The sequence below is a fragment of the Aeromonas veronii bv. veronii genome (assembly GCF_000820225.1).
GTDB classification, from domain to species: domain Bacteria; phylum Pseudomonadota; class Gammaproteobacteria; order Enterobacterales; family Aeromonadaceae; genus Aeromonas; species Aeromonas veronii.
Genome location: NZ_CDDK01000025.1, coordinates 95,386 through 116,508, shown reverse-complemented (window position 1 = coordinate 116,508; position 21,123 = coordinate 95,386). Strand labels below are relative to the sequence as shown.

Here is a 21,123-nt window from a genome sequence, read left to right as displayed (position 1 = left end):
TCATGAAAAAGAGTCTGTTGTTGGTTGCTGCCATGGGCCTGTTGAGTACCTCCGTCATGGCCAAAGAGATCAAGTTCGCCACCGAGGCCACCTACGCACCGTTCGAATACCTGGATGACAAGAACGAGTTTCAGGGTTTTGACATCGATCTGGCGCGCGCCATCTGCGAGCAGGCCAAGCTGGAGTGCAGCTTCCACAACCAGGCCTTTGACAGCCTGATCCCCAGCCTCAAATTCCGTCGCTACGATGCCGCCATCGCCGCCATGGACGTGACGCCGGAGCGGGCCGCGCAGGTCGATTTCTCCGATATCTACTACGAGAACTCGGCAGTATTCGTCGCCAAGAAAGGGGCCTTCAAGGGGCCGGAAGAGATGGTCGACAAGACAGTCGGTGTGCAGAACGGTACCTCTCACCAGTCCTATCTGGTGGATAACTGGGTGAGCAAGGGTCTGCTGACCGTGCCGTACGCCAGCTACCAGAGCGCCTTCCTCGACATGATGAATGGCCGTACCGACGGTGTCTTTGCCGATACCGCCGTTGCTGCCGACTGGCTGAAGCAGCACAAGGAGTATGCGGTGGTGGGTACGCCAGTGACCGATGCCAAGTACTTCGGTACCGGCTTTGGCATCGCGGTCGCCAAGGGCAATCAGGAGCTGCTGACCCAGCTGAACAAGGGGCTGGCCGAGATCAAGGCCAACGGCACTTATCAGAAAATCTTCGACAAATACTTCGCGCAGTAAGCCATGTTGAGCCTGTTGTTGGATGCAGCCTGGATGACCCTCGGGCTGGCCTTGGCATCACTGGTCGGGGGCATGGTATTGGCACTGGCGTTCAGTGCTGCCGAGCTCAGCAAGAAGCGTGCGCTGGTGTGGCCGGTAGCCACCCTGACCACGCTGATCCGTGGCCTGCCCGAGTTGCTGGTGGTGCTGTTCATCTACTTCGGCTCGACCCAGGTGTTGTTCCTCATCACTGGCGAGTATGTGGAGTTCAGCCCGTTCGCCTGTGGCGTGCTGGCGCTCTCCCTGCTGTTCGCCAGCTATGCGACCCAGACTCTGCGGGCGGCGCTCAATGCGGTGCCCGCAGGGCAACGGCTGGCGGCGCTGGCGCTGGGGTTGAGCAAGAGCCACATCTTCTTTCGCATCGTGTTGCCGCAGGCGTGGCGTCATGCCCTGCCGGGCCTCGGCAACCAGTGGCTGGTATTGCTGAAAGATACCGCGCTGGTGTCGCTTATCGGGGTGAACGAGATGATGCGTCAGGCGCAGATGGCTTCGGCCAGTACCTATCAGCCTTTCACCTGGTATGCCGCCGCCGCCCTCATCTATCTGGCCATCAGTCTGGTGAGTGAATATGGCCTCGGGCTGGCTGCCCGCTACACCCGCCGCTACGGAGGCTAACTGATGCAAGAGTATCTCGTTACGTTGCTGGGCGGTCTGGTCACCACGCTGGAGCTGACCCTGTTCAGCCTGCTGCTGGGGATTGTGCTGGCGGCCCTGATGACCTGGGTGCTGGAGCTGCGCCTGCCGGTGGCGACCCAGCTGGTGCAGCTGTGGGTGCTGCTCTTTACCGGTACGCCGCTGCTGATCCAGATCTTCCTGATTTACTACGGGCCGGGCCAGTTTGAGTGGCTGAAAGCCAGCCCGCTCTGGCCGCTGCTCAAGCAGCCCTGGTTCTGCGCCGTGCTGGCGCTGGGTCTCAACACGGCGGCCTACTCCACCCGGTTGTTCAAGGGGGCGCTTGATGCCATCCCGGCTGGTGAGGTGGAGGCGTGTCGTGCGCTTGGCTTTAACGGCCGCCAGACCCTCTGGATGAAGGTGCGCCACGCCGCCCGTCATCTGGTGCCTGCCTACTCCAACGAGGTGATCCTGGTGCTCAAGGGGAGCTCCCTCGCCAGTACCATCACCATCATGGACATCATGGGGCTGGCGCAGGGGTTGAATGCCCAGACCTACGATACCCTGGCGGTGTTCGGGGTGGCTGGCGGGCTTTATCTGGCGATGAACGGATTGTTAACAATTGGTTTTCGCTGGTGTGAAAAACGGGCGTTGGCATTCCAATCCTGAGACCCTCAAATCTACCTCTTTATGGTAAGGAGAAGTGCAGAAAAACTGTGCTTCTCCTCCAACTTTTTGTATTTCCCTCCAATTTTTGCTCCCGCATGTTTCGTGGCTCACAGAACCCGTGACTGCAACTGTTATCAGATTGTTTTTTATGGGGGGATCCATTAAGGTTGGGCGCACAACAACAAACAACCTTAAACCTACGCTTAAACATGGAGTTGATCATGAAAGTTGCCGTTCTGGGTGCCGCTGGTGGCATCGGTCAAGCCCTCGCTCTGCTGTTGAAAAACCGTCTGCCGGCTGGCTCCGAGCTGAGCCTGTATGACATCGCCCCGGTTACTCCGGGTGTGGCCGTTGACCTCAGTCATATTCCTACCGACGTCGCCATCAAGGGCTTCTGCGGTGAAGATCCGACTCCTGCGCTGGTTGGGGCCGATGTGGTGCTGATTTCCGCCGGTGTGGCACGCAAGCCGGGGATGGATCGCTCCGACCTGTTCAATATCAACGCCGGTATCGTCAAGAATCTGGTCGAGAAGTGCGCGGCCACTTGCCCGAAAGCACTGATCGGCATCATCACCAACCCGGTCAACACCACTGTGGCTATCGCCGCCGAAGTGCTGAAGAAAGCCGGTGTCTATGACAAGCGTCGCCTGTTCGGTGTCACCACCCTGGACGTGATCCGCGCCGAGACCTTCGTGGCCGCCGCCAAAGGGTTGAACGTGGATAAGGTTCGCGTCAACGTGATCGGTGGCCACAGTGGCGTCACTATCCTGCCGCTGCTCTCCCAGATTGAAGGCTCCTCCTTCACCGCTGAAGAAGTGGCTGCCATGACCAAGCGCATCCAGAATGCCGGTACCGAAGTGGTGGAAGCCAAAGCCGGTGGCGGTTCCGCAACCCTCTCCATGGGTCAGGCGGCTTGCCGTTTTGGTCTCTCCCTCATCAAGGGTCTGCAGGGCGAAGCCAACGTCATCGAGTGCGCCTACGTGGAAGGCAATGGCGAGCACGCCACCTTCTTCGCGCAGCCGGTACTGCTGGGCAAGAATGGCGTCGAAACCGTACTGGATTACGGCAAGCTGAGCGCCTTCGAGCAGGAAGCGATGGAAGGCATGCTGGCTACCCTGAAAGCCGATATCCAGCTGGGTGTCGATTTCGTCAAGTAAGCGGGTCAACCGTGCCAACAAGGGAGCTTCGGCTCCCTTTTGTATTGATGAGATCCGCCCGGCAGGCTAAGGGGATGGGGCTTGGTGCCGATAACAGAGTGCAGCAGGAGATCCTTATGATGAAACCCCTTACCCTTCTCGTTCTTGTCGGTGCATTCACCGCGCCCCTCTATGGTGCCGAGGCGGTATCGGCTGCCGTATCGAGCGATGCGCCTGCAGCAAGTGCATCGGCACCGACCGCAAGCAGTGCAGCGGGGGCAACGGCCCCTGTCTCTGCTGCTACGCCAGCGCCCTCTGCGGCAGTCCCCGTCTTGCTTCCGGCCGAGCCGGTCACACCCGTTGTCAGCAGTGGCGAGGGGGCCGTGCCGCTGCCAAAACCGGCTGAGCCTGCCGCTGTGGTGGCGCCTTCCGCGCCTCTGGCCGCTGGCGAGTTGCAGGCGGTGCCGCTCTATCGTCAGGACGAGCTGCTCAACTGGATTGAGCAGGGGCGCCACCTCACTCAGGTGAAGCAGGATCGCTGTCAGCTGACTCAGGATATCGAAGCGCGCGCCTCGGTGATGAAGATCCCTGCCTATCAGTTCCTCTGGGGGGATATGCTGGCGTGGGGTGTCTGCACCAAATCCAATGCCGAGCTCGGGGTGCAATATATGTGGGAGGCGGCCAATCAGGGGTTGGCACCTGCGCTGGAGCAGCTGGGTCGCTACTACTGGAAAGGAACTTTGGTGCAGAAGGATTTGGTTCGCGCCGAGACCCTGATGCGCGAGGCGGCCAGCCTCGGTTTTCTGCGGGCCCGCATCGAGTGGGTCGAGATGCTGTTGCAGGGGATGGGCAGTCCGCTCGATTATGAGGACGCCTATCGCTGGCTCCATGGCTCCGTCATAGGTGACAAGGCGCTACACCAGAAGGCGGCGAGTCTGCTCAATCGTCTTGGCAACCGGATGCCGGCCAACGTGGTGGCTCGCGCCAAGGCGATGCACTGATCCAAAAAAATGACCCACAGATCTGCACCTGTGGGTCCGGTTCCAGCCGCCGTGCCATGACAGGCCGGAACCTCCCTCTGTTATATGGCTGCCTGCGCCTTAGAGATCTTGGTGGGGGCCAAAAACTTCGTAATGGAGCTGCCCCGTTGGTACCCCAGCAGCCAGCAGCTGCCGCTTGATCTCTTGCATGAAGCCGACAGGGCCACAGAAGTAGTAGTGGGCCTGCGGCGTGATGCGCTCCTTCACGGCAGTCAGATCCATGGTGCCGGCCAGGTCGTAATCTTGACCCTGCACATCACTGGCCTCCGGCTCCCGATACCAGATCCGGCTCAGCAAGTTGGGATGCTGGCGGGATTTTTGCTGAATATCCTCCCGGAAGGCGTGTACAGAGCCCTGTTCGCAGGCGTGCAGCCAGGTGACATCAGCCTGATGGCCGTTCGCCAGCAACTGGTTGAGCATGCTCATCATCGGCGTCACGCCGACACCGGCGGAGAGCAGTACGACCGGGGTCTGGCTGTCGGCTTTCAGGTAGAAATCGCCGGTAGGGGGCATCACCTCGATCTTGTCACCCGCCTGCAGGTGATCGTGCAGCAGGTTGGAGACCTGGCCCTGCGGCTCGCGTTTGACGCTGATGCGGTAATCCTGCCCGTTGGGGGCATCTGAGAGGGAGTACTGGCGGATCTCCTGATATTCCAGCTCGGGGTGAACCAGCTTGACGCTGAGGTATTGGCCCGGTTTGAAGGTCAATACCGGCTTGCCATCTTCCGGCGTCAGCAGGAAGGAGGTGATGAGGGCGCTCTCGGCTCGCTTCTCCTTGATGATGAAGGTGCGGGTACCTTGCCAGCCGCCATCCTGGCTTGCCTTCTCCTGATAGATCTCCTGCTCGCGGCCGATGAAGATGTCGGCCAGCACGCTATACGCCTTGCCCCATGCCTCCAGCACCTCGTCGGTGACCGCATTTCCGCCCAATTCTTTGAGCGTGGCCAAGAGATGACTACCTACAATGTGATATTGTTCCGGCTGGATCAGGAATCCGGTATGTTTGTGCGCAATCCGCTCGACTGCACCGGCGAGTGCCCCCAGATTGTCGATATTCTTGGCATACGCGGCGACTGCATTGAACAGGGCCAGCGGCTGGCCGCCACTGCGTTGATGGGCCAGGTTGAAGATATCTTTCAGCTCCGGGTTATGGCTGAACATCCGTTGGTAGAAGTGCTGGGTGAGGGCAGGGCCTGCCGATTCGAGCAGCGGAATAGTGCTTTTGATTACGGCAACGGTGGTTTGATCTAGCATAGGGGCCTCGTTCTAATTGAACATATAAAATGTCATTTAATAAGTGGCATCCTAGATGTTTATTTGATTTGAATCAATACTCCACTTTTCGCATCGCGCTAATCAGGTTTTATGAGACTAACCAGTTATACAGATTTTGGATTGAGAGCCCTGCTCTATCTTGCCACCCTGCCGGAAGGGGAGTTGTCGAGCGTTGCCAAGGTATCGGCCCTGTATGGCGTTTCCCGCAACCACATGGTGAAGGTGGTTAATCAGCTGGTGAAGCTGGGCTATCTGCAATCCCAGCGGGGCAAGAATGGCGGTATTCGCATGGCTTGCGATCCCGCCACCATCAATATCGGGCAGGTGATCAGGGCACTGGAAGGCAATCTGGACGGCATTGACTGCGGCTCGCCCGCTTGTCACATCGTCTCTGTCTGTCTGCTCAAGAGTGCGCTGAAAGAGGCGATGGATGCGTTTCTGGCGGTGATGGACAGCTATACGCTGCAAGACCTGCTGGCCAACCGCGACGAGTTGCAACGGGTGTTTGGCGAGTTGATCCCGACGCTGGTGCTGGAACCGGATGATGAAGATGAGCAATGACGATGAGCAATAGAAAAGGGCTGCCACTGGCAGCCCTTTTTCAATCTTGCGAATCCGACTCCGCCCGGTACGATGCCGGCATGATCCGCGCCATCTTCACCATATTGTTCTCCACATCGAGGATCTCGATAGGATAACCGGCCAGCCGGATCCCGATGTTGGGCTGGGGGATCTCCTCCAGATATTCGAGGATCAGACCGTTGAGGGTGCGCGGGCCGTCGATGGGCAGGTGCCAGTTCATCTCCTTGTTCAGCTCACGAATATTGGCTGAGCCTTCGACCAGATAAGAACCATCTGACTGGGGGTGGATCTCGTCGCTCGGCGCTGGCGTCATGGAGGTGGTAAAGTCGCCCACGATCTCTTCCAGAATATCGTCCAGAGTGATTAGCCCCTGAATGTCGCCGTATTCGTCGACGATCAGGCCAATTCGCTCCTTGTTGCGCTGGAACTTGGCCAGCTGCACGTTGAGCGGCGTTCCTTCCGGAATGAAGTAGATCTCGTCCACTTCCCGCAACAGACTCGATTTGTTGAACTGGTCTCTGGCTACCAGCCGCAGGGCATCGCGCGCGTGTAAAAATCCGACAACGTCGTCGATATTGTCGCGATAGAGCAGGATCTTGGTGTGAGCGCAGTGGGCCAGCTGACGCTGGATGCTCTTCCAGTCATCGTTGATGTCGATGGCGTAGATATCGCTGCGTGGCACCATGATGTCCTCGACCAGCATCTTGTCGAGATCCAGAATGCTCAACAGCATCTCCTGATGACGCTGGGGGATCAGGTTACCCGCCTCATTGACGATGGTGCGCAGCTCCTCGGTGTTGAGGGAGTCATCCTTGTTGGGATTGATCTTCAGCATCTTGAGCAGGCCGCTGGTGATGCCGTTGATCAGCCAGACCAGCGGTGAGAGCGGCACCATCAGCCCCTTGAGGATCCAGGAGGCGGGATAGGCGATCTTCTCCGGAAACATGGCGGCCAGGGTCTTGGGGGTCACTTCACCGAATACCAGTACCACCAGGGTCAGCCCGAAGGTGGCGATGGCGACCCCGAGATCACCAAACAGCCGGATACAGACGATGGTGGCGATGGCGGAGGCGAGGATATTGACCAGATTATTGCCGATCAGGATCAGTCCCAGCAGGCGATCGGGGCGGGCGAGCAGTTGCTCGACGCGACGTGCGGCTTTGTGTTTGGTCTGTGCCAGATGCCGAAGTTTGTAGCGGTTGATGGACATCAGGCCGGTTTCGGCACTGGAGAAAAAGGCGGAAAGAAGGATCAAGATAACGAGAACAATCAGTAATGTACTCGTTGAGATGCTGTCCAAAAAGGGCTCCTGTTGGATGGTATGGCTAAAAGAGTATAGGTGTCAGCTCAACAGCACTTCTTTGACGAAGCGACTGCCAAAGTAGGCAAGAGTCAGGATGAAGCTGCCGATCAGACTGAGCGTGATGACTTTGCGGCCGCGCCAGCCATAGGTGTGATGACCCCACAGCAGCAGAACGTAGACACACCATGCCAGGATGGAGAGCACTGCCTTGTGGGATTTGCCCTGGGCGAACATATCTTCGAGGAAGAAGAGGCCGGAGGCGATGGAGAGTGTCAGCAGCAGCACCCCTGCAGAGATCAACTGAAACAGTCGTTTCTCCACCGTCATCAGTGGCGGCATGGCTGGCAGGTTGCTGATTTTTCTCGATTTAAGCTGTTTGTCCAGACAGGCGAGCTGCAGCGCAAACAGACAGGCGATCATCAATACCGAGTAGGCCATCAGGGCGAGGCCGATGTGCAGCAACAGCTGGGGGTGGGCCTCCAGATGGGTTATGTAGCGACCCGGGATCAAGGCGCTGGCCGCCAACAGCAGGGCCGAGAAGCTGTAGACCACCGGCAGCAGGATCCAGCCGTTGAAGCGGCGGGTCACGCAGGTCATGAAGCAACTGATGATGAGGCTGACCAGCGAGGCAACGTTGAGCATGCTCAGGTTCTGGCCGTAACTCTGCAATACCTCTGAACCGAGGGCGCTGGCGTGGGCGATCAGGGCCAATCCGATACAGGCAAACAGGGAGCGCTGTCCCACCGGCTTGGCGCTCAGTAACAGATGCAGGGAGGCGATGATGGCCAGCAGATAAAACGCCAGGGCCAGAACAGAGATTACGATCATAACCAGGTCGTTGTTGCACAAGCTTTTGAGGGTAAGAGGGGCAGTATACCTTGCACGAGAAGTGCTCGCCAGTTGTGCAACGGCCGATCTGCCCATATATAGGGAGAAGGTCCCTGCTGCTGCGGTGCGGCGAATAATCGTCCTCGCGCCCGCTCTGGGTTATAATGCCCCCAATTTATTACGCCAAGAACCGGAATCCGTCATGTTTGAGAATTTGACTGAACGACTCTCGCGCACCTTGCGCAATGTCAGTGGCCGTGGTCGCCTGACCGAAGACAATATCAAGGAAACCCTGCGCGAAGTTCGCATGGCGCTGCTCGAGGCGGATGTCGCCCTGCCGGTCGTGCGTGATTTCGTGGCGCGTGTCAAAGAGCGCGCAGTCGGGCAGGAAGTGGCCAAATCCCTGAGCCCGGGCCAAGCATTCATCAAGATTGTGCACGGTGAACTGGTCACCGTAATGGGGGAGGCCAACGAACAGCTCAACCTGGCTGCCCAGCCGCCCGCCATCATCCTGATGGCTGGTCTGCAGGGTGCCGGTAAGACCACCACGGTTGGCAAACTGGCCAAGCTGCTCAAAGAGCGCAGCAAGAAGAAGGTGCTGGTAGTCAGTGCCGACGTCTATCGTCCGGCGGCGATCAAACAGCTGGAAACCTTGGCCAGCGACATCGGTGTCGACTTCTTCCCCAGCGATGCCAGCCAGAAGCCGGTCGACATCGCCACCGCCGCCATCGATCAGGCGCGCAAGAAATTCTATGACGTGGTGATCGTCGATACTGCCGGTCGTCTGCACGTTGATAGCGAGATGATGGCCGAGATCCAGGATCTGCATGCCACTATCAAGCCGGTCGAGACCCTGTTCGTTGTGGATGCCATGACCGGTCAGGATGCCGCCAACACCGCCAAGGCGTTCAACGAAGCGCTTCCGCTCACTGGCGTGATCCTTACCAAGGCGGACGGCGACGCCCGAGGTGGTGCCGCCCTGTCGGTGCGTCACATCACCGGCAAGCCGGTCAAGTTTATCGGTATGGGTGAAAAGACCGATGCGCTGGAGCCGTTCCACCCGGATCGTCTCGCCTCCCGTATCCTCGGTATGGGCGATGTGCTCTCTCTGATCGAGGAAGTCGAGCGCAACGTCGATAAAGAGAAAGCGGCCAAGCTGGCCAGCAAGGTCAAGAGTGGCAAGGGTTTCGATCTGGAAGATTTCCGCGAGCAGCTGGCCCAGATGCGCAACATGGGCGGTATGATGGGGATGCTCGACAAGCTGCCCGGCATGTCCGGGCTGCCGGATAACGTGAAAGATCAGATGGATGATAAGCTCACCGTGCGGATGGAGGCGATCATCAGCTCCATGACGCCCAAGGAGCGCGCCCACCCTGATCTCATCAAGGGTTCCCGCAAACGCCGTATCGCCGCAGGTTCCGGCATGCAGGTGCAGGACGTGAACAAGCTGCTCAAGCAGTTCACCGAGATGCAGCGCATGATGAAGAAAATGTCCGGTAAAGGCGGCATGCGCAAGATGATGAGCCAGATGAAGAACATGATGCCCCCCGGTTTCGGTGGCGGTCGCGGCCCGTTCTGATCCGGCCTGCGTGTTGATGGGGGTCTGCAGCGGCAGGCCCCTTTTCATTGCCGCTCTGCGCAAAAAATGGCTGGCTTGGTTGCAATTATTACGAATCCAAGTAGAATTACGCGGCTTATTTTAAGCTAGGGTCCGCGTGTTTGCGGGCCTTGTTCATTAGATGTTAATGAGGACGATATGGTAACCATTCGTTTACAACGTGGTGGCGCGAAAAAGCGTCCGTTCTACCAGGTAGTAGTTTCTGACAGCCGTTGCGCCCGTGACGGTCGCTTCATCGAGCGCGTTGGTTTCTTCAACCCGGTTGCTGCTGGCCAAGCTGAAAAGCTGAACCTGGACCTGGCTCGTATCGAGCATTGGGTTGCTACTGGTGCCGCTGTTTCTGACCGCGTTGCCAAGCTGATCAAAGACGCTAAAAAAGCTGCTTAATCAGCCCAACGGTAAGGAGTTAAGGTGGAAAAACCTGTAGTTCTGGGCACCCTGGGTACCGTTTATGGCATCAAGGGCTGGCTTAAAGTGAACTCCTTCACCGATGTTGCCGAAGCGATTTTCGATTACAACCCCTGGCTGATTAATCAGAACGGGGCGTGGCGTGAAATTCGGGTTTCATCCTGGAAACGTCACAACAAGGGTCTGATCTGCAAACTCGATGGTATCGATGTGCGCGAAGATGCCCTGGCATTGACCAATGTCGAGATTGGCGTACCCGCCGATCTGTTGCCTGCGTTGCCTGAAGGTGAGTTCTACTGGCGTGACCTGATTGGTTGCTCCGTGGTAACCACCAAGGGATACGACCTGGGCAAGGTGACCGAATTGATGGAAACCGGCTCCAACGATGTGTTGGTGGTTGAGGCCAATGTAAAAGATGCCTTTGGTGCAAAGGAGCGGTTGATTCCGTTCCTGGAAGAGCAGGTGATCAAGAATATTGATCTGACTGTTCGAACAATCGAAGTTGATTGGGATCCTGGTTTCTAGTTTCCCGCGCTAACACGGGTGCCGGAGGTTTCTTATGTGGATTGGGGTCATTAGCCTCTTCCCTGAAATGTTCCGAGCCATTACCGAGCACGGGGTAACGGGTCGGGCCGTCAAGAGTGGCCTGCTGCAGATTGAGTGCTGGAACCCCCGGGAGTTTACCCACGACAAACACCGTACGGTCGATGATCGTCCTTATGGTGGTGGGCCCGGCATGTTAATGATGGTTCAGCCGCTGCGTGACGCGATTCATGCAGCCAAGCAAGCGGCGGGAGACGGGGCGAAAGTCATCTATCTCTCTCCTCAGGGACGCAAGCTGACTCAAGCGGGCGTAACCGAGTTGGCGACGAATCAGAAACTGATTCTGGTAGCCGGTCGATACGAAGGTATCGATGAACGCGTGATACAAACCGAAGTCGACGAAGAGTGGTCTATCGGGGATTACGTGTTAAGTGGTGGCGAGTTGCCTGCCATGACCCTGATCGATGCGGTTTCGCGTCTGGTCCCCGGGGTTTTGGGCGATCAGGCCAGTGCCGAGCAGGACTCCTTTACGGATGGCTTGCTGGATCATCCCCACTACACTCGGCCGGAGGTGTTGGATGGATTGGCGGTGCCCGAGGCGCTGACAAGCGGCAATCACGAAGTGATTCGACGCTGGCGTCTCAAGCAGTCGCTCGGACGAACTTGGCAAAGAAGGCCGGAACTTATTAACAACCTAGCTCTGACTGACGAGCAAGAATCACTTCTTGCCGAGTATGTCCGCGAAGTGCGTGACAGCGTTAAGTAGAGTTTTCAGTTTATCCTAGGTAAGGAAAGACAATGAGCAAGATTATTCAGCAGCTTGAACAAGAGCAACTGCGTACCGACATCCCGGCTTTTGCCCAGGGCGACACTGTACGTGTTCAAGTTCGTGTTAAAGAAGGTGGTAAAGAGCGTCTGCAGGCTTTCGAAGGCATCGTTATTGCCAAGCGTAACCGCGGTCTGCACTCTGCTTTCACCGTTCGCAAGATCTCCAACGGCGAAGGTGTTGAGCGTGTATTCCAGACTCACTCTCCGCTGATCCACAGTGTAGAACTGAAGCGTCGTGGTGATGTTCGCCGCGCCAAACTGTACTACCTGCGCAACCTGTCCGGCAAAGCTGCTCGTATCAAAGAGAAGCTCAACTAATTCGATTCGAATTGGTGTCGGTATGTCGGCAAATAGCTCGACAGGTAGTGAAAAGGCTCGCCAATGGCGAGCCTTTTTTGTATCCGTCTATTGGCTATCTGGGAGCCGTTACTGGATGACCCGAACTACCGAGTTGTCTCGCCCGAAGGGGCCTGGCACATAGTCATCCGCTGCCCAGTCATTCTCGTAGAGGGTTTCCCCTGCCGGTGTGATGAGCTGGTAGCAATATTCGAAGTACCCCGGGCCGTCGGTCGGCAGATTGAGGGTGGCTTTGAACTCGCCGCTCTTCATGCGCTTCAGCTCGACCGGTTGCCACTGGGTGAACTCGCCGATCAGCATCACCTGTTCCGCCCCTGCAGCTGCCTCTTTCTCTACGGCAAAGGTCACCTTGACCTCGGGCTTGGACTTCAAAAACTGTTTGATCAGTGGCATGACGCCTCCTTGTCTGTGAGTTAAAAATGGCTCCTGTCTATTTTTATACCACCATATGACAAAGATGTTGATAAGGCAGATCAAGTCGGTAAGGCAAAATAGCGTTGCAGCAAACTGTGGGTGAAGTCGATCTTGAGATAGAAGCCACGGGGCAGGGTCATGATGGGTTGACCATCGCGGCCGATGGCGCGAGTCAGCGCTTTGTTGTTGGCCGCCTTGGGCCGCAGTTGCATCACCTGGCCGTGGCGCGCGCTGATCTGCTCCACTTCTCCCAGCACTATCATGTCCATCAGCTCCTCCCAGTCCTGACGCAGTAGCCGATCTTCCTCTTCATTCGGGCTCCACATCAGCGGCATGCCGACTCGCCGCCCGCCAACCGGGATCTCGCGACTGCCTTCCACCGGGATCCAGAGCACCCGGGAGAGCTTGTTGCGCACGTTGGACTCCTCCCAGCGCTGACCGCTGACGCCGATCAGCGGGGCAACGCAGACGAAGGTGGTCTCCAGCGGTTTGCCTTGAGGATCCACGGGGATCGTCTTGAGTTCGATCCCCAGCTCCGGGAAGTCCTGCTCCGGCTTGCTCCCTGCGCTGGCCCCCAGTTGCAGCTCGATCAACTGACCGACCCACCCCTTGTCACGGCGCAGGTCTTTGGGCACAGCGACGCCAGCCTCGGCGGCCAGCTGCGCCAGCGTGAAGCCGGCCATGGCATAGGCGCGGCTCAATAACTCCTGCTCGGATTGGGGATTGCTTGGCATAGTTGGCTCCATCTTGCTCGCCATATTCTAACAGGGGAGGATCCCGAGAAGGATCGCTGTTTTTATAACCGATCCTGAGTGGATAAGATCAAATGCAGAGAATTTGGGGGCTATCAGCTCATCGTTATGATTTTAAAGGGTTTTGTCTATTTTATCGAATAGTGTTCCTGGTCTGGTTTGACCTCTAAATAGTTGTCCAAGGGTTTGTGCATGATGTTACACACAGTTATCCACAGAAATCTTGGATAAGTGGATGAAAGTGGGTGGAGTCGCTGATATGTTACAAAAAATTGTGAATGCCACCCCATTTTTACAGGCTAAACGGGGTAGATATTGTGCCACTCCTGTGGATAATTTCGCCGCGGTGGATCTTTGAGCAGTTGAACTTGTTCACAATCCGGATCATGGATCTGACTCTTGGGGGAACATGGATCTAGATCCAGTTGTTTTATCTCAAGTTTATAAAAAATAATGATTTTTTATATTTTATGTCGCGTGGTGATACGAAGAGTTACTTTTCGCGTACAGTTAAAAAGTACTGTATATACCCGTTTGCTAACAGCTTTATGCACAGCCTGGGTGGGCAACTTGGGGGCGTGGATCCTTGGATTTGTTTATAAGTATGTTTGAAATTGAAAGTTATTCATGAAACAGGGGATTCACTCCTTGTTTGCTGCCACGGAGTGAATGTGGAACAATCTCCTTATAGATTCAGCCTTTATAAGGTGATCACGTGATTGATGGCGACGGATTTCGTCCCAATGTCGGTATCGTGATCTGTAACCGTGAAGGACAAGTGTTGTGGGCTAAACGCTATGGACAGCACTCCTGGCAGTTTCCGCAGGGGGGGGTTGATGATGGTGAAACGCCAGAGCAGGCCATGTATCGAGAGCTGTATGAGGAGATTGGCCTCAAGCCCGAAGATGTGACCATCATGGCCACCAGTCGTAACTGGCTAAAGTACCGTTTACCCAAACGTCTTGTCCGCTGGGACAGTTCACCGGTCTGTATTGGCCAAAAACAAAAATGGTTCCTGTTACAGCTGAATTCGGGCAAGGAGTCGCGGATCCAGTTCGGCTGTCATGGCCATCCCGAATTTGACGACTGGCGTTGGGTCAGCTTCTGGTACCCGGTGCGTCAGGTCGTTTCGTTCAAGCGGGAGGTTTACCGCCGGGTCATGAAAGAGTTTGCCCCGCTGGCGATGCCGGTGCCGGCAGTGCAGGTCAACAAGAAAGATGGGCGGCGCAACCGCGCCCGTTAAGGAGCACAGATTAGTTGTTAACGGAACTGAGACGTATCGTCGAGAGCATGGCCGAGGCCAATACCCTCGAGCAGGCCTTGCAGGCATTGGTGAGCCAGACCCGGCACGCCATGGCAGTGGACTGCTGCTCCGTCTATGTCTCGGAACCCGAGGTGCGCCGCTATCGCTTGGCGGCTACCGACGGCTTGGCCCCGTCCGCAGTCGGCAAGGTGACTCTGCCCTACGAGCAGGGCATCGTCGGTCTGGTGGGTCAGCGAGAAGAGCTGATCAACCTGGCTGATGCCCCCGCGCATCCCAGTTTCAAATTCCTGCCCGATGTGGCCGAAGAGGCGTTCCGCTCCTTCCTCGGCGCTCCCATCATGCATCAGCGTCAGGTGGTCGGCATTCTGGTGGTGCAGCAGAAGGAGAGCCGCCGCTTCGATGAGGGGGAAGAGTCCTTCATGGTCACCCTGGCGGCCCAGCTGGCGGCGCGGATCGCTCAGGCGCAGGCCAAGGGGTGGTTGCAGAAGACCGACTGGAGCAAGCCACTGCGCGGTATTGCCGGTGCCAGCGGCATCGCCATGGCCAAGGCCTGGGTGTGGCGGCCCCGCAAGGCGCTCTCGTCCATTACCCCGCGCAAGGATGAAGACCATGCCAGCCAGTTGGCGCGGCTGGAGCTGGCGGTTGAGGAAGTGCGGCACGACTTGGAGAGTCTGGCGCTGCGTTTTCGAGAGAGCTACAGCCAGGATTCGGTGGCGATCTTCGATATCTACCTCCATCTGCTCAGCGATCCCGGCTACATCAAGCCCATTCGCAACAAGGTGAGCAAGGAGCACTGGACTGCGGTCTCTGCGGTCAAGCTCATCAGCGATCGCTTGATCGAGCAGTTCAAGGGGATGAAGGATCCCTACTTGCAGGAGCGCTCCACCGACGTGAAGGATATTGCCCAGCGGCTGATCAGCCGACTGGTGCAGAATGAACCGGAACATATCTCCATCGGTGAGCCGGTGGTGCTGGTTGCCGACGAGGTGACGGCCACCATTCTGGCGGAAGTGCCCCGTGAGTATCTGACCGGGGTGGTCTCGCTCAAGGGGGGGACCAACTCCCACGCGGCCATTCTGGCCCGCGCCATGGGGGTGGCCGCCATCATGGGGGTTGATCTGCCCCTTGGTGACATCGGTGGTCGCATGCTGGTCGTCGATGGCTATAGTGGTGATCTCTTCATCGAGCCCAATCAGGTGATCCTGACCGAGTATCGTCAGCTGCTGAGCGAAGAGCGGGCGCTCGATACCCTAGTGCGCAGCGTCGACAACCTGCCATCTGAAACCGCCGATGGCACCAAGGTCTCTCTGCTGCTCAACGCCGGGCTCAGTGCCGATACCGAGATCTCCCTCAACCAGCTGGCGGACGGGGTGGGCCTCTATCGCACCGAGATCCCCTTTATGCTGCAGGAGAGCTTCCCCTCAGAGTGGGAGCAGACAGCCCGTTATCGCGGCATTCTGGAGACCTACCGCAACCGGCCGGTCTGCATGCGGACGCTGGATGTGGGCGGCGACAAGCCGCTACCCTATTTCCCCATCGTCGAGGAAAACCCCTTCCTTGGCTGGCGGGGGATCCGGATCACCCTGGATCACCCCGAACTGTTTCTGGTGCAGCTCAAGGCGATGCTGCGGGCCAGTGAAGGGCTGGACAATCTGGCCATCATGCTGCCGATGATCAGCAGCGTCAGCGAAATCAAGGCCTCCCGTCGTCTGCTGGATCAGGCGTGGCGAGAGGTGTCGGAAGAGGCGGCGAGCCGCGATGCAGTGATCCGCTACCCCAGCCTCGGGGTGATGATCGAGGTGCCCTCAGCCCTCTTTATCTTGCCGGAGATGGCGCCGCTCATCGATTTCTGGTCGGTGGGCAGTAACGACCTGACCCAGTACCTGCTGGCGGTAGATCGCAACAATTCCCGGGTTGCCAACATCTATGATGCCTTCCATCCTGCGGTGATCCGCGCCCTGCAACAGCTGGTTGATGCCTCCCACCGCTACCAGAAGCCGGTGTCGGTCTGTGGCGAGCTGGCCGGTGATCCGGTCGGTGTATTGCTGCTGCTGGCCATGGGCTATCGCCGCTTCAGTATGAACACCCACAATATCGCCCGGATTAAGTACGTGCTGCGTCAATCCACCCTGAGCGAGTTGACCGAACTGATGGCCGATGGCCTCAAACATGACAACCCCCACGTACTGCGCGGCCTGTTTGCCCGCTATCTGGAGGAGCATGGTTTGGGCGGTTTGCTGCGAGCCGGTCATAAATCGAAACAGAGTGATTGATAATCATGCCTTGTCCCTGCTGACGAATGATCGGAAAATGCGGCTTTTATTTTGACTGGGGCCGCATATGCAGCACGATGGATATTGGGTTTTCTCGCAGATTGATCCCGTAGCATTCAGTTTGGGACCACTATCGGTACGCTGGTATGGTCTCATGTACCTGTTCGGTTTCGCTTTTGCCATGTGGCTGGCTGGCCGTCGCGCCGATGCACCGAACAGCGGCTGGACCCGCAACGAGGTGTCGGATCTGCTGTTCTATGGTTTCCTCGGGGTGATCCTCGGTGGCCGTGTCGGTTACGTGCTGTTCTACAACTTCGATCTTTTCCTCGCGGATCCCACCTATCTGTTCAAGATCTGGACCGGCGGTATGTCGTTCCACGGTGGGCTGATCGGGGTGATCACCGCGATGATCTGGTTTGCCCACAAGACCAAGCGCCACTTCTTCACCGTGGCCGACTTTGTGGCACCGCTCATTCCGTTTGGTCTCGGCGTTGGCCGGATCGGCAACTTCCTCAACGGCGAGCTGTGGGGCCGGGTCACCGATGTGCCCTGGGCCATCATCTTCCCGGAGGCGGGTCCTGAGCCGCGTCATCCCTCCCAGCTCTACCAGTTCGCACTGGAAGGGGTGGTGCTGTTCATCATCCTCAACCTGTTCTGGCGCAAGAATCCGCCGCGCGGCGCCATCTCCGGCATGTTCCTGCTGTTCTACGGCCTGTTCCGCTTCCTGGTGGAGTTTGTGCGCCAGCCGGACAGCCAGCTCGGTCTCTACTTCCAGGAGATCAGCATGGGCCAGATCCTCTCCACCCCGATGATTATCGCCGGTGCCCTGATGATTTGGGCCGCCTACAAGCGTCCGCAGTTGTTTGGTAATGCCGTGAAGGAGGCGAAATAATGCGAGCTTATCTCGACCTGATGCAGAAAATCCTCGATGAGGGCACCGTCAAGTCAGACCGTACCGGCACCGGTACTGTCTCCCTGTTCGGCCATCAGATGCGCTTCAATCTGGCGGAAGGTTTCCCGCTGGTGACCACCAAGAAGTGCCACCTGCGCTCCATCATTCACGAGCTGCTCTGGTTCCTCAATGGCGATACCAATACCGCCTATCTGAAGGAAAATGGCGTCAGCATCTGGGATGAGTGGGCCGACGAGAATGGCGATCTGGGGCCGGTTTACGGCGCGCAGTGGCGCTCCTGGCCTGCGGCTGACGGGTCTGTCATCGACCAGATCCAGAAGGCGGTGGATGACATCAAGCACAACCCGGATTCGCGCCGCATCATCGTATCCGCCTGGAACGTGGGCGAACTGGACAAGATGGCGCTGGCTCCCTGCCATGCCTTCTTCCAGTTCTATGTGGCGGACGGCAAGCTCTCCTGCCAGCTCTACCAGCGCAGCTGTGATGTATTCCTTGGCCTGCCGTTCAACATCGCCAGCTACGCCCTGCTGACCCACATGATGGCCCAGCAGTGCAATCTGGAAGTGGGTGACTTCGTCTGGACTGGCGGTGATGTGCATCTCTACTCCAACCACATGGAGCAGACTGCGCTGCAGCTCTCCCGCGAGCCGCGCCCGCTGCCGACCCTGGTGATCAAGCGCAAACCTGACTCCATCTTCGACTACAAGTTCGAGGATTTCGAGATCGAGGGTTATGACCCCCACCCCGGCATCAAGGCGCCCGTCGCCATCTGATAGAAAGGCGCCTCAGGGCGCCTTTTTTATGCAGTTTAATAATTGAAAATTCATTTTATTGATTAATCAGACGGTAGCCAGAGACGAGGAAAAACCTGCTTATAGCAGGTATGTTCTATTTTGCCTTCGGTTTTTTCGTTGTATTGAGCAGCAAGAAACGATTTTCCATTGGTTGTTGCAGGAGATAGACTCAAACCAAAGCAATACAGTGGAAAATTTAACCATGAGTGACGTAATCAAAAAGTTCCTGAAGCTGGAGGCCGCCTCCGGAATTATTCTGATCATGGCTGCCATGCTGGCAATGATTTTAGCCAATACCGCGCTGGCTGGCGGGTATCAGGCGTTTCTCGACACGCCGGTGCAGGTGCGCATTGCGGCCCTCGACATCAACAAGCCGCTGCTGCTCTGGATCAACGATGGCTTTATGGCGATCTTCTTCCTGCTGGTTGGCCTGGAAGTGAAACGAGAGATGCTGGAAGGGGCGCTCTCGACCCGGGTTCAGGCGACCTTCCCAGCTATTGCGGCGGTGGGCGGCATGCTGGCTCCGGCCTTGATCTACGCCTTTTTCAACTATTCGGATGAAGTGGCGCGCGCTGGCTGGGCGATCCCGGCTGCGACCGACATCGCCTTTGCCCTCGGGGTGATGGCGCTGCTTGGCAAGCGGGTGCCGGTGAGCCTCAAGGTATTCCTGTTGGCGCTGGCCATCATGGATGACCTGGGTGTCATCATCATCATCGCGCTCTTCTATACCCAGCAGCTGTCGCTGGAGGCGCTGGCCATCGGTATTCTGGCAACCCTCACCCTGCTTTGGATGAATCGCCGTGGTGAGGACAGGATCAGCCTTTACATGCTGGTTGGTCTGGTGCTCTGGGTTGCGGTGCTCAAGTCTGGCGTCCATGCGACCCTGGCGGGTGTAGTGGTGGGCTTTATGGTTCCGCTTAACGGCAAGCGTTACGCCTCGCCGCTCAAGTATCTGGAGCATCAACTGCACCCCTGGAGTGCCTATCTGATCCTGCCGCTGTTTGCCTTTGCCAACGCAGGGGTATCGCTGGAAGGGATTGGTCTCTCCTCCCTGCTGAGTCCGGTACCTATGGGGATCATGCTGGGGCTGTTTATCGGCAAGCCGCTCGGGGTGTTCACCATCAGCTGGCTGTCGGTCAAGCTGGGCATCGCCCAGTTGCCGCCTGGGGTCAACTTCAAGCAGATTTTTGCGGTCAGCATCCTCTGTGGCATCGGGTTCACCATGTCGATGTTTATCGCGTCGCTCGCCTTCGAGCACGGTGGGCTGGATTACGGCAGCTACTCTCGCCTCGGGATCCTGGTGGGCTCCACCATGGCGGCGGTAGTCGGCTATCTGGCCTTGCGCATGGCCCTTCCCAAGGGTGAAGGGGAACAGAGTACGGAGGGACTATGAAGCTGCATACAGGGTTGTTGATGCTGTTGTTGAGCCCCGCGGCATGGGCCGGCGGGCTGGAGGATTGCAAGCAGGACGCCACTTCGGCGAACTGCTCTGCCTATCTCAACGGGGTGGTAGACAGCGCCCTGCTGCTGGGGGACAAGCAGGCCAAGGCGCGCTTTGGCGAGACCTTCTCCGAGCGGGCGCTGAGCAGCCGGGCTGGCGAGATGGTAAAGCGTTCCAACAAGCGTTATTGCGCTGACCGGATGCCTGACAAGGCACGCCTCAAGGCCAGTCTGATGGAGCAGTTTGGCGCGAACAAGGTTGACTCGGTTAGCGACATGTATGACATTCTGGCGGTTGAACTCAGCTGCTACCGGAGTCCGCGTCAAGCGGGAACCCCATCGGATGTCACACCTTAACTACAACCATCTCTACTATTTCTGGATGACTCAGAAGAAGGGCTCCGTTACCCAGGCAGCGGAAGCCCTTTTTTTGACCCCGCAAACCGTCACCGGTCAGATCAAGCTGCTGGAGCAGCGCCTCGGTGGCAAGCTGCTCAAACGCAAGGGGCGCTCCCTTGAGGCAACCGAGCTGGGCCAGCTGGTATTTCGTTATGCCGACAAGATGTTCAGCCTCTCCTACGAGATGCTTGATATCGTCAACTACCGCAAGGAGAGCCAGATCCTGTTCGACGTCGGCATCGCCGATGCACTCTCCAAGCGCCTGGCCAGCCGCGTGCTGCTCTCTGTCATCCCCAATGATGGATCCATCCATCTGCGCTGTTTCGAATCGACCCACGAACTGCTGCTGGAGCAGCTGAGCGAACACAAGCTCGATATGATCCTCTCCGACTGTCCGGTGGACTCCAGCCAACATGCGGGGCTGCTCTCCAAGCGGTTGGGCGGCTGTGGCGTCAGCTTCTTCTGCAAGGCGCCATTGCCCGAAAAGCCTTTTCCCGCCTGTCTGGAAGAGCGCAAGCTACTGATCCCCGGTCGCCGTACTGCCATGGGGCGTCAGCTGACCCAGTGGTTCGAGCAGCAGGGGGTTTCTCCCAGCATTCTTGGCGAGTTTGATGATGCCGCCTTGATGAAGGCGTTTGGCTTCTTCAATCAGGGCATCTTCATGGCTCCCACCATCTATCGGGAGGAGATCCTCGAGGGGGAGGGGGTGATGCTGATCGGGGAAACCCAGGATCTGATGGAGGAGTATTACGTCATCTTCGCCGAGCGGATGATCCAGCATCCGGCGGTGAAGCGGGTCTGCGAGAGCGATTTTACCTTTCTCTTTTCCGGCCAGGAGAACTTCTCCGCCATCCAGCCGGCCACCCTGTCGTTTTAAAACGGCCCGTCACCACGTA

At 57.6% G+C, this 21,123-nt stretch carries 23 protein-coding genes; 18 read left to right on the top strand and 5 right to left on the bottom strand.

Annotated features, from left to right (window positions below):
- Window positions 1–2: 2 nt before the first annotated feature.
- From BN1139_RS10835 to BN1139_RS10815, 5 genes are all read left to right on the top strand, one after another.
- Window positions 3–740: a transporter substrate-binding domain-containing protein gene (locus BN1139_RS10835; RefSeq protein WP_005348898.1), complete on the top strand. Its 738-nt coding sequence runs from the start codon at window positions 3–5 to the stop codon at window positions 738–740.
- A 3-nt stretch (window positions 741–743) separates the two neighbouring features.
- Window positions 744–1,394: an arginine ABC transporter permease ArtQ gene (artQ, locus tag BN1139_RS10830; protein WP_005348900.1), complete on the top strand. Its 651-nt coding sequence runs from the start codon at window positions 744–746 to the stop codon at window positions 1,392–1,394.
- 3 nt (window positions 1,395–1,397) lie between these two features.
- Window positions 1,398–2,060 carry an arginine ABC transporter permease ArtM gene (artM, locus tag BN1139_RS10825; RefSeq protein WP_005348902.1) on the top strand — a complete coding sequence of 221 codons (663 nt, stop codon included), beginning with the start codon at window positions 1,398–1,400 and terminating at the stop codon, window positions 2,058–2,060.
- Window positions 2,061–2,281: 221 nt separating this feature from the next.
- Window positions 2,282–3,217, top strand: coding sequence for a malate dehydrogenase (mdh, locus tag BN1139_RS10820; protein ID WP_005348903.1), 936 nt, complete (start codon window positions 2,282–2,284; stop codon window positions 3,215–3,217).
- Between the two features lie 362 nt (window positions 3,218–3,579).
- Complete coding sequence (locus BN1139_RS10815; RefSeq protein WP_005348904.1) at window positions 3,580–4,197, top strand: tetratricopeptide repeat protein; 618 nt, start codon at window positions 3,580–3,582, stop codon at window positions 4,195–4,197.
- A 99-nt stretch (window positions 4,198–4,296) separates the two neighbouring features.
- Here the strand turns inward: BN1139_RS10815 and hmpA are convergent, their stop codons facing one another.
- A complete protein-coding gene (hmpA, locus tag BN1139_RS10810; protein WP_005348905.1) occupies window positions 4,297–5,490 on the bottom strand; it encodes an NO-inducible flavohemoprotein in 1,194 nt (397 codons plus the stop codon).
- Between the two features lie 111 nt (window positions 5,491–5,601).
- On the opposite strand from hmpA, the gene BN1139_RS10805 reads away from it, so the two are divergent.
- Window positions 5,602–6,072 (top strand): Rrf2 family transcriptional regulator, encoded by a 471-nt coding sequence (locus tag BN1139_RS10805; RefSeq protein WP_005340388.1) that lies wholly within the window; start codon window positions 5,602–5,604, stop codon window positions 6,070–6,072.
- A gap of 40 nt (window positions 6,073–6,112) precedes the next feature.
- Here the strand turns inward: BN1139_RS10805 and BN1139_RS10800 are convergent, their stop codons facing one another.
- Together BN1139_RS10800 and BN1139_RS10795 are read right to left on the bottom strand one after the other, a co-directional pair.
- On the bottom strand, window positions 6,113–7,393 hold the full coding sequence (locus tag BN1139_RS10800; RefSeq protein WP_005348906.1) for an HlyC/CorC family transporter: 1,281 nt from the start codon (window positions 7,391–7,393) through the stop codon (window positions 6,113–6,115).
- 42 nt (window positions 7,394–7,435) lie between these two features.
- A complete protein-coding gene (locus BN1139_RS10795) occupies window positions 7,436–8,224 on the bottom strand; it encodes a cytochrome C assembly family protein (RefSeq protein WP_005340390.1) in 789 nt (262 codons plus the stop codon).
- 202 nt (window positions 8,225–8,426) lie between these two features.
- On the opposite strand from BN1139_RS10795, the gene ffh reads away from it, so the two are divergent.
- The 5 genes from ffh (at window position 8,427) to rplS (ending at window position 11,939) form a co-directional block, all read left to right on the top strand.
- Entirely contained in the window at window positions 8,427–9,803 is a 1,377-nt protein-coding gene (gene ffh / locus BN1139_RS10790; RefSeq protein ID WP_005340391.1) for a signal recognition particle protein, read from the top strand.
- Between the two features lie 177 nt (window positions 9,804–9,980).
- Window positions 9,981–10,229 carry a 30S ribosomal protein S16 gene (rpsP, locus tag BN1139_RS10785; protein WP_005340392.1) on the top strand — a complete coding sequence of 83 codons (249 nt, stop codon included), beginning with the start codon at window positions 9,981–9,983 and terminating at the stop codon, window positions 10,227–10,229.
- Window positions 10,230–10,253: 24 nt separating this feature from the next.
- Window positions 10,254–10,775, top strand: a complete 522-nt coding sequence (gene rimM / locus BN1139_RS10780) for a ribosome maturation factor RimM (RefSeq protein ID WP_005348909.1) — start codon at window positions 10,254–10,256, stop codon at window positions 10,773–10,775.
- Between the two features lie 34 nt (window positions 10,776–10,809).
- Window positions 10,810–11,559 (top strand): tRNA (guanosine(37)-N1)-methyltransferase TrmD, encoded by a 750-nt coding sequence (gene trmD, locus BN1139_RS10775; protein ID WP_005340400.1) that lies wholly within the window; start codon window positions 10,810–10,812, stop codon window positions 11,557–11,559.
- Window positions 11,560–11,591: 32 nt separating this feature from the next.
- Entirely contained in the window at window positions 11,592–11,939 is a 348-nt protein-coding gene (gene rplS / locus BN1139_RS10770) for a 50S ribosomal protein L19 (protein ID WP_005313505.1), read from the top strand.
- 108 nt (window positions 11,940–12,047) lie between these two features.
- On the opposite strand, the gene BN1139_RS10765 is transcribed toward rplS, so the two are convergent.
- Entirely contained in the window at window positions 12,048–12,371 is a 324-nt protein-coding gene (locus BN1139_RS10765; protein WP_005348910.1) for an isoamylase early set domain-containing protein, read from the bottom strand.
- An 80-nt stretch (window positions 12,372–12,451) separates the two neighbouring features.
- Window positions 12,452–13,126, bottom strand: coding sequence for a DNA mismatch repair endonuclease MutH (mutH, locus tag BN1139_RS10760; RefSeq protein WP_005348911.1), 675 nt, complete (start codon window positions 13,124–13,126; stop codon window positions 12,452–12,454).
- A 733-nt stretch (window positions 13,127–13,859) separates the two neighbouring features.
- On the opposite strand from mutH, the gene rppH reads away from it, so the two are divergent.
- The 7 genes from rppH to nhaR all read left to right on the top strand — a co-directional run bounded on the left by rppH (window position 13,860) and on the right by nhaR (window position 21,104).
- Window positions 13,860–14,387, top strand: a complete 528-nt coding sequence (rppH, locus tag BN1139_RS10755; protein WP_005340421.1) for an RNA pyrophosphohydrolase — start codon at window positions 13,860–13,862, stop codon at window positions 14,385–14,387.
- A 14-nt stretch (window positions 14,388–14,401) separates the two neighbouring features.
- Window positions 14,402–16,681 carry a phosphoenolpyruvate--protein phosphotransferase gene (ptsP, locus tag BN1139_RS10750; protein WP_005348914.1) on the top strand — a complete coding sequence of 760 codons (2,280 nt, stop codon included), beginning with the start codon at window positions 14,402–14,404 and terminating at the stop codon, window positions 16,679–16,681.
- A 67-nt stretch (window positions 16,682–16,748) separates the two neighbouring features.
- Window positions 16,749–17,573 carry a prolipoprotein diacylglyceryl transferase gene (lgt, locus tag BN1139_RS10745; protein ID WP_031227775.1) on the top strand — a complete coding sequence of 275 codons (825 nt, stop codon included), beginning with the start codon at window positions 16,749–16,751 and terminating at the stop codon, window positions 17,571–17,573.
- Entirely contained in the window at window positions 17,573–18,367 is a 795-nt protein-coding gene (gene thyA, locus BN1139_RS10740; protein ID WP_005340427.1) for a thymidylate synthase, read from the top strand. Before lgt ends, thyA begins: the two co-directional genes overlap by 1 nt.
- A gap of 223 nt (window positions 18,368–18,590) precedes the next feature.
- Window positions 18,591–19,781, top strand: a complete 1,191-nt coding sequence (gene nhaA / locus BN1139_RS10735) for a Na+/H+ antiporter NhaA (protein ID WP_005348917.1) — start codon at window positions 18,591–18,593, stop codon at window positions 19,779–19,781.
- Window positions 19,778–20,185, top strand: a complete 408-nt coding sequence (locus BN1139_RS10730) for a Rossmann-fold NAD(P)-binding domain-containing protein (RefSeq protein ID WP_005348920.1) — start codon at window positions 19,778–19,780, stop codon at window positions 20,183–20,185. Before nhaA ends, BN1139_RS10730 begins: the two co-directional genes overlap by 4 nt.
- The gene (gene nhaR, locus BN1139_RS10725) at window positions 20,172–21,104 is read left to right on the top strand and encodes a transcriptional activator NhaR (protein ID WP_005340434.1); all 933 of its coding nucleotides are present in this window, start codon (window positions 20,172–20,174) and stop codon (window positions 21,102–21,104) included. Before BN1139_RS10730 ends, nhaR begins: the two co-directional genes overlap by 14 nt.
- Window positions 21,105–21,123: the final 19 nt, after the last annotated feature.

Excerpts from the sequence above, each read along its gene's own strand:
- BN1139_RS10835 (WP_005348898.1), top strand. The coding sequence starts at position 3 with ATGAAAAAGAGTCTGTTGTTGGTTGCTGCCATGGGCCTGTTGAGTACC.
- artQ (WP_005348900.1), top strand. The coding sequence starts at position 744 with ATGTTGAGCCTGTTGTTGGATGCAGCCTGGATGACCCTCGGGCTGGCC.
- artM (WP_005348902.1), top strand. The coding sequence starts at position 1,398 with ATGCAAGAGTATCTCGTTACGTTGCTGGGCGGTCTGGTCACCACGCTG.
- mdh (WP_005348903.1), top strand. The coding sequence starts at position 2,282 with ATGAAAGTTGCCGTTCTGGGTGCCGCTGGTGGCATCGGTCAAGCCCTC.
- hmpA (WP_005348905.1), bottom strand. The coding sequence starts at position 5,490 with ATGCTAGATCAAACCACCGTTGCCGTAATCAAAAGCACTATTCCGCTG.
- BN1139_RS10805 (WP_005340388.1), top strand. The coding sequence starts at position 5,602 with ATGAGACTAACCAGTTATACAGATTTTGGATTGAGAGCCCTGCTCTAT.
- BN1139_RS10795 (WP_005340390.1), bottom strand. The coding sequence starts at position 8,224 with ATGATCGTAATCTCTGTTCTGGCCCTGGCGTTTTATCTGCTGGCCATC.
- ffh (WP_005340391.1), top strand. The coding sequence starts at position 8,427 with ATGTTTGAGAATTTGACTGAACGACTCTCGCGCACCTTGCGCAATGTC.
- rpsP (WP_005340392.1), top strand. The coding sequence starts at position 9,981 with ATGGTAACCATTCGTTTACAACGTGGTGGCGCGAAAAAGCGTCCGTTC.
- trmD (WP_005340400.1), top strand. The coding sequence starts at position 10,810 with ATGTGGATTGGGGTCATTAGCCTCTTCCCTGAAATGTTCCGAGCCATT.
- rplS (WP_005313505.1), top strand. The coding sequence starts at position 11,592 with ATGAGCAAGATTATTCAGCAGCTTGAACAAGAGCAACTGCGTACCGAC.
- BN1139_RS10765 (WP_005348910.1), bottom strand. The coding sequence starts at position 12,371 with ATGCCACTGATCAAACAGTTTTTGAAGTCCAAGCCCGAGGTCAAGGTG.
- mutH (WP_005348911.1), bottom strand. The coding sequence starts at position 13,126 with ATGCCAAGCAATCCCCAATCCGAGCAGGAGTTATTGAGCCGCGCCTAT.
- lgt (WP_031227775.1), top strand. The coding sequence starts at position 16,749 with ATGCAGCACGATGGATATTGGGTTTTCTCGCAGATTGATCCCGTAGCA.
- thyA (WP_005340427.1), top strand. The coding sequence starts at position 17,573 with ATGCGAGCTTATCTCGACCTGATGCAGAAAATCCTCGATGAGGGCACC.
- nhaA (WP_005348917.1), top strand. The coding sequence starts at position 18,591 with ATGAGTGACGTAATCAAAAAGTTCCTGAAGCTGGAGGCCGCCTCCGGA.
- BN1139_RS10730 (WP_005348920.1), top strand. The coding sequence starts at position 19,778 with ATGAAGCTGCATACAGGGTTGTTGATGCTGTTGTTGAGCCCCGCGGCA.
- nhaR (WP_005340434.1), top strand. The coding sequence starts at position 20,172 with ATGTCACACCTTAACTACAACCATCTCTACTATTTCTGGATGACTCAG.